Here is a 1,148-nt window from a genome sequence, read left to right as displayed (position 1 = left end):
CAACACCGTTGCGTTTAACGTCGGTGGCGGGTTGCAAGTCCGCTTTCCATGACCTGGATCTCGACGGCGAGGGTGTAGGTCTGGGTGGTTTGCGGGTGTTTTCCTGCGTTCGGCCCGTACTTGCTTGTCGGGTTCTTGCGGCTGCGGGCCTTGACGCGGTGGTGTCGTAGGGCGGGCAGCAGGTTGTCCAGGACCGTCCGCCCGATCGCTCCAAGGAGGTCGGCGGTTGCCGGTCGGAGTATGCCGGTGGCGGTGGTGACCTGGTCGGCGGCGGCCTGCAGCAGGACGGTGAAGCTGATCCGTTCCATGGCCAGTCCGGGCCGGGTGGTCACCGCGTCGGCCGCGGCACGGATGAGCGCCTGGTAGGTCGCCAGGAGCGCGTAGACCTCCTGGTCCAGGCCCGGAACGCTGCGTGAGCGCAGGACCCGCCCGTCGAGCATGGTCGCCTTGATCGAGAAGTAGGCGGTCTCCACCTGCCATCGGCGGTGGTAGAGCTCGACGAGTTCGCGGGCGGGGTAGCGCTCGTGGTCGAGCAGGCTGGTGACCAGCCTCCACGGCTCGCACCGGGTGGTGCCGTCGGCGAGGGTGACGGTGATCCATGCTTCGATCACGCGCACGGGCAGCGGCCGGTAGCCCGTCCCCGCCTCGTAGGCACCGGACAGGCGTGCCAGGTAGGAGCCGTCCGGCAGGCGGCGTTGGATGGTGGGGCGGCGCCGGGCGGAGGAGCGCACCAGGAACTGCGCGCCAGTGCCGGCGACGTCGCGTAGGAACTCCACCGCGTCGAAGCCGGCGTCGGCCAGCAGCAGCATCGAGGCGTTGAGGCAGCCCAGCAGACGGCGGGCGTAGGAGAGCTCGCCCTCGTTCTCCGGACCGAAACAGGCAGCGAGCACGGCCCGGGTGCCGCACTCGACCACGGCCAGCAGGCGCAGCAGCGGGTAGCCGAACTCCAGATGTTCTCCAGCTCGCTTCGGATAGCGCCAGGTGACCTGCTCGTCGTCGGGCGCGTGCAGGTGGGTGCCGTCGATCGCCACCGTGCGCAGTCCCCGGTAGAAGGACCCGGCCCGGCCGCGGTCGGCGACGGGACCGGCAAGGACCTCGAACAAGCGACGCAACGGCGCGGTCCCCACCCGGCGCCGCGCTCTGGCCAG

The 1,148-nt window shown here is 70.3% G+C and carries 1 protein-coding gene; it reads right to left on the bottom strand.

Annotation, left to right across the window (positions count from 1 at the left end):
- Nucleotides 1–14: 14 nt before the first annotated feature.
- The coding region (locus ACRWND_RS30820; RefSeq protein ID WP_431955270.1) for an IS4 family transposase at nt 15–1,148 on the bottom strand (1,134 nt) is incomplete at its 5' end.

Origin of the sequence: Actinacidiphila sp. bgisy167 (assembly GCF_965342175.1) — a bacterium.
Taxonomy (GTDB): domain Bacteria; phylum Actinomycetota; class Actinomycetes; order Streptomycetales; family Streptomycetaceae; genus Actinacidiphila.
This window is presented reverse-complemented; position numbering and strand designations above follow the sequence as displayed.